This is a genomic window from Novosphingobium organovorum, from assembly GCF_022832435.1.
Classification (GTDB): domain Bacteria; phylum Pseudomonadota; class Alphaproteobacteria; order Sphingomonadales; family Sphingomonadaceae; genus Novosphingobium; species Novosphingobium organovorum.
The window spans coordinates 1-5108 of sequence record NZ_JALHLF010000174.1 but is presented as its reverse complement, the minus strand read 5'-3'; the positions used below and the strand labels follow the sequence as shown (position 1 = coordinate 5108).

Below are 5108 nucleotides of genomic sequence, written 5' to 3'. Positions count from 1 at the left end.
GCCGACCACAGCGGGGCGAGCCCGCGCGCGCTGGCGGCGAGGACGAGCGCGCCCAGTGCGGTGCACACGATGAGCCACAGCGCGCGGGGCCGCCCGCTCTGCCAGCTGCGAAACAGCAGTTCCTCCAGCACCGGCGCGATCACCACCGTCACCGGCACCAGCCAGACATGGGGGATCTGGTCGAAGGCGCTGGGCGGCGCGAGGGCGAGCGTTTTCTGCACCAGCGCGGTCAGTGGCAGAAGCACGAAGAGCAGCACCGCGACGTGCACGGCGCAAAGCGTGCCGAGCGTGCGCCACGCGGCCTTGTCGGCGAGCCCGGTCGGGGTGAGTACCTGCGGCTGGCGAAGGAACGCGACCAGTTCGGCCATGACGGTGCGGGCGGGAAGGGGCACGGGGGGCGCCGCATGGGGCGGACGGGGCGGGACGGTCTCGCTCATGCCCTTGATCCTATCCGGTCTATCCTTGCCAAAATCTTGTCCGGCCAGCGTTCTTTGGGGTCCATTGGGATCAGGCCCTGAGACAATCTGTCGGGGTGCCTTTTGCGGGAGGCGTGGCTAACCGTCAGGCCAAAGCCACGATGGGAGATGGAACAATGCGCTGGCGCGGTGTGAATCATGTCGAATTCTCGGTCCTCGACTACGAGGCCTCGGTGGCCTTCTATGACCGCATGTTCGGTTGGCTGGGTTACAGGAGCTTCTGGTCGATGGACCTTGGCTACCGTTCGACCTACTACATGGCGCGCTTTCCCATGCCGCACAGCTATATCGGCATCCAGCCCGCGAAGAGTGGCGGCAAGCTCGATCATGCTGCGCGCGCGGTAGGCCTCCACCATGTCGCGCTGTGGGCCGCGAACCGCCGCGAGGTCGATGCCTTCCACCGCGAGTTCCTGGTGCCCGAGGGGCTGACGGTGACCGAGAGCCCGGCCGCCTATGACCTTTACGCGCCAGGCTACTACGCGACCTTCTTCGATGATCCGATCAACGGCATCCACTGGGAGTTGGCGCATATCCCGCGCCTGCCAACGCTTGGCCAGTACCGCCGCTTCCGGCAGGCGTGGAAGGCGGCCAGTGCGGGACAAGGTGCGGGCGGTGAAGGGGTGTCGATGGAGCAGGCGCTGCGCCCGCTGCCGGGCCGCAAGAGGGGCTGAGGGCGATGCTGCCGGGGCGCGGTTGGGTTAGGCGCTCAGCCGTTCGTCTTCGCGCCGCAGGTCGAATCGCGCGCGCGCGGTATCGACCTCCTCCATGTTCTCGATCGCCCAACGGTAGAGCGCCTTGAATGGGGCCAGCAGCGACTGGCCGAGCCCGGTCAGCCGGTATTCCACTGCGATTTGCGAGGCGGGGATCACCCGCCGCTCGACCAGACCGTTGCGTTCGAGCTTGCGCAGGCACTGGGTCAGCGATTTTTGCGTTACCCCTTCGAGATGGCGCTTGATCGCGTTGAAGCGCACCGGCCCGTGTTCGAGCACGGTAAGCACCATCATCGACCATTTGTCGGCGATCTGGTCGAACAGTTTGCGGCTGGGGCATTCGACCGAAAACGACTGGCAGAGCGGCATCGCGGTTTCCTTTAGGATACCTGGGGAAGGAAAGGTGCGTTCTTGAACCCAGGTATCGGATTTATACCTTGGCGCCAACCCTCTCTTACTGGCTGGCGCCGCCCGGCGGCCGCCTGCCTGCTTCCAACCGGAGTTTGCCCCGCATGAGCACGCCTTCGACCGATGCCCTGTTCCGCCCGCTGGCGATCGGACCGCTCGAACTGCCCAATCGTATCGTCATGGCCCCGATGACCCGCTCGTTCGCCGAGAACGGCATCGTCGGCCCGGCGCAGGAAGCCTATTACGCGCGCCGCGCGCAAGGCGGGGTCGGCCTGATCCTGTCCGAGGGCACGGTGGTCGATCGCCCCGCCTCGCGCAACGAGCCGGGCATCCCCTTCTTCCACGGCGAGGCCGCGCTCGCTGGCTGGAAGGGCGTGATCGACGCGGTGCACGCCGCGGGCGGTCGCATGGGTCCGCAGATCTGGCACACGGGCGCGACGCGCGGGATGAGCGGCTGGGAACCCGATGCGCCGGTGGAGAGCCCCTCGGGCCTCAACGCGCCGGGGGAACCGCGCGGGCGCGCGATGAGCGAGGAAGACATCGCTGATACGGTCGCCGCCTTTGCCCAGGCCGCCGCCGACGCCAAGCGGCTGGGTTTCGACACGGTCGAGATCCACGGCGCGCACGGCTACCTGATCGACCAGTTCTTCTGGGGCGGCACCAACCTGCGCGAGGACCGCTACGGCGGCGCGACCATCGGTGAGCGTTCGCGCATGGCCGCCGAAGTGGTCGCCGCGGTGCGCGCCGCAATCGGTCCCGACTTCCCACTCATCATCCGCATCAGCCAGTGGAAGCAGCAGGACTACGCCGCGCGGCTGGCCACCACGCCCGACGAGATGACCGCCTGGCTTCAGCCGCTGGTCGAGGCGGGCGCCAACGTCCTGCACTGCTCGCAGCGCCGCTTCTGGGAGCCCGAGTTCCCCGAGCTGGACGGCGAACAGGGCCTGAACTTCGCCGGCTGGGCCAAGAAGCTGACCGGGGCGACCACGATCAGCGTCGGTTCGGTCAGCCTCTCGGGCGAATTCCTCGCGGCGTTCGGGGGCGAAACTTCGAAGGCGACCGGGCTCGAACAACTCACCCATCGTATGGAGCGCGACGAATTCGACCTGATCGCGGTGGGCCGCGCGCTCATCAGCAATCCCGACTGGGTGGCCAAGGTGCGCGACGGCGCGACCGACGGGCTCAAGGGGTTCGATCCCGCGGCGCTGGCCGAACTGGTGTGATGGGATTTGAGGGGGTACGCCCCTTCGCACCGATTGCTGTCGACCTTGCCTCTTTCGGCCGCCGCAGGTGGAGCGAGGTGAAGTCGACAGTTCGGGAAGCTGCGAGGCGGATGGCGCTCGCAAGTCCATTCTTGAAATAGTGTTCGCAGCACCGCACGATCGGCGCATGACACCGCTGATCCGCGCCGCCACGCCCGAGGATGCCGCCGCCTGCGCGGCGATCTACGCGCCCTTCGTGCGCGAAACGATCGTCAGTTTCGAGACCGAGGCGCCCGACGCTGCCGAGATGGCCGGGCGGATCGCCGCCAACACGGCCTCGCACGCCTGGCTGGTGGCTGAAGTCGAAGGGGGGCTTGGCGGCTACGCCTATGGTTCGCCGCACCGGTCGCGCGGGGCCTATGCGTCTTCGTGCGACGTATCCGTCTACGTTGATCCCGCCTTCGTGCGTCGGGGGCTGGGGCGCGCGCTTTACGCAGGTCTGCTCGGGCAATTGAAGGAACGCGGCTTTCACGCCGCCTTCGCCGGGATCGCGCTGCCCAACGCGGGCAGCGTGGGCCTTCACGAGGCGATGGGATTTACCCCGGTGGGCGTCTACCGCGAGGTCGGCTGGAAGCTCGGCGCCTGGCGCGACGTGGGGTGGTGGCAAGTGTTGCTCTAGCGCCCCGGCTTGTTGTAAGGGCGCCCGACCAGATTTTCCAACGGACTCGCCCGTAGCGCCGCGCGCTGGCCCTTTCGAGGGGCTGGCCAGGGCCTCGGATACACGCGGCGGGCACAAGACAAGAGCGGACCCGATGGCAGGCCATTCCAAATTCAAGAACATCATGCACCGCAAGGGTGCGCAGGACAAGAAGCGCTCGGCGCAGTTCAGCAAGCTCAGCCGCGAAATCACCGTGGCCGCCAAGATGGGCATGCCCGACCCCGACATGAACCCGCGCCTGCGCGCCGCCGTCAACGCGGCCAAGGCGCAGTCGATGCCCAAGGACAACATCCAGCGCGCGATCGACAAGGCCTCGAAGGGCGATGGCGAGAACTACGAGGAAGTGCGCTACGAAGGTTACGGTCCGGGCGGCGTGGCGATCATCGTCGAGGCGCTGACCGACAACCGCAACCGTACCGCCACCAACGTGCGCACCGCCTTTGCCAAGAACGGCGGCAACCTTGGCGCGTCGGGCGCGGTTTCGCACGGGTTCGAGCGTCTGGGCCTGATCGAGTATCCGGGGGCTGTGGGCGATGAGGACACCGTTCTCGAAGCCGCGATCGAAGCGGGCGCCGACGATGTCGAGAGCGACATGGGCGATGGCGACGAGAATCTCGGCAGCCACCAGATCTGGGTCGCGGTCGATGCGCTGCACGAAGTCGCGCGCGAACTGGAAAAGGTGCTGGGCGAAGCCGAAGGCGTGAAGCTGGCCTGGCGTCCCAACCTCAAGGTCGATGTCGACGAGGGCACCGCGGGCACGCTGCTCAAGCTGGTCGACACGCTAGACGACGACGATGACGTCCAGACCGTCTGGGGGAACTACGAAATCTCCGACGAAGTCATGGAAAAGCTGGCCTGATTTGGCCCATGCCGGGCTGCGAAGGGCTTCCAGCTGCGCTTCCGGTGCTCACGTGTTTTAGGCACGCCGCGCGCCGGTTCTCGCTGGAAACCCTTCTCGCTCCGGCCTGACCCAAATCCCCGGACGCATAGGGCGGGGAGACGTTTCGTGATCATCATCGGGCTTGATCCCGGTCTTACCTGCACCGGCTGGGGCATCGTCGCCAAGAGCGGTAGCCGTCTCAGCCACATCGCCAACGGGCAGATCCGCACCAACGCCAAGGCCTCGATGGCCGAGCGGTTGGTGGAACTGGACGCGGCCCTGGTCGATGTCATCCTCCACCATCGTCCCGATGCGGGCGCGGTGGAGGAGGTCTTCGTCAACGTGAACCCGCAATCCACGCTCAAGCTCGGGCAGGCGCGCGGTGTGGCCATGCTCTCGATCGCGCGCGCGGGGCTTCCCGTGGCCGAGTATCCCACCAAGGTCATCAAGAAGGCGCTGGTGGGCACGGGCGGTGCGGACAAGAAGCAGATCCAGCACATGCTCAAAGTCCTGCTGCCCGGCGTCCAGCTTGCCGGCGAGGACGCTTCGGACGCGCTTGCGGTCGCTATCACCCACGCCAACATGCTGGGCAGCCACCGCTAGAGCATTTTTCAGTCAGGTGGATTCACCTGACGATTCAGAAAATGCGTCAAAACAAAGGTCTAGGAAGTAGTGACAATTTAATTATTTGAGCCATAGCATGATGCTGGCGAG

Annotated in this window: 6 protein-coding genes and 1 pseudogene; 5 read left to right on the top strand and 2 right to left on the bottom strand. The window is 66.4% G+C overall.

The window, feature by feature from the left end; translation table 11 throughout:
- Positions 1 to 437, bottom strand: a pseudogene (locus tag MTR62_RS19910) (hypothetical protein); the annotation flags it as partial.
- A 155-nt stretch (positions 438 to 592) separates the two neighbouring features.
- Here MTR62_RS19910 and MTR62_RS19905 point away from each other — a divergent pair.
- Positions 593 to 1147, top strand: a complete 555-nt coding sequence (locus MTR62_RS19905; RefSeq protein ID WP_244024218.1) for a VOC family protein — start codon at positions 593 to 595, stop codon at positions 1145 to 1147.
- A gap of 27 nt (positions 1148 to 1174) precedes the next feature.
- Here MTR62_RS19905 and MTR62_RS19900 read toward each other — a convergent pair whose 3' ends face one another.
- Positions 1175 to 1555, bottom strand: a complete 381-nt coding sequence (locus MTR62_RS19900) for a winged helix-turn-helix transcriptional regulator (protein ID WP_244024216.1) — start codon at positions 1553 to 1555, stop codon at positions 1175 to 1177.
- Positions 1556 to 1698: 143 nt separating this feature from the next.
- On the opposite strand from MTR62_RS19900, the gene MTR62_RS19895 reads away from it, so the two are divergent.
- The 4 genes from MTR62_RS19895 (at position 1699) to ruvC (ending at position 4997) form a co-directional block, all read left to right on the top strand.
- Positions 1699 to 2817: an NADH:flavin oxidoreductase gene (locus MTR62_RS19895; protein WP_244024214.1), complete on the top strand. Its 1119-nt coding sequence runs from the start codon at positions 1699 to 1701 to the stop codon at positions 2815 to 2817.
- Between the two features lie 166 nt (positions 2818 to 2983).
- Positions 2984 to 3475 carry an arsinothricin resistance N-acetyltransferase ArsN1 family B gene (locus tag MTR62_RS19890; RefSeq protein WP_244024212.1) on the top strand — a complete coding sequence of 164 codons (492 nt, stop codon included), beginning with the start codon at positions 2984 to 2986 and terminating at the stop codon, positions 3473 to 3475.
- Between the two features lie 133 nt (positions 3476 to 3608).
- Positions 3609 to 4373, top strand: a complete 765-nt coding sequence (locus MTR62_RS19885; RefSeq protein ID WP_244024210.1) for a YebC/PmpR family DNA-binding transcriptional regulator — start codon at positions 3609 to 3611, stop codon at positions 4371 to 4373.
- Positions 4374 to 4520: 147 nt separating this feature from the next.
- A complete protein-coding gene (gene ruvC / locus MTR62_RS19880; protein WP_244024208.1) occupies positions 4521 to 4997 on the top strand; it encodes a crossover junction endodeoxyribonuclease RuvC in 477 nt (158 codons plus the stop codon).
- Positions 4998 to 5108 lie beyond the last annotated feature (111 nt).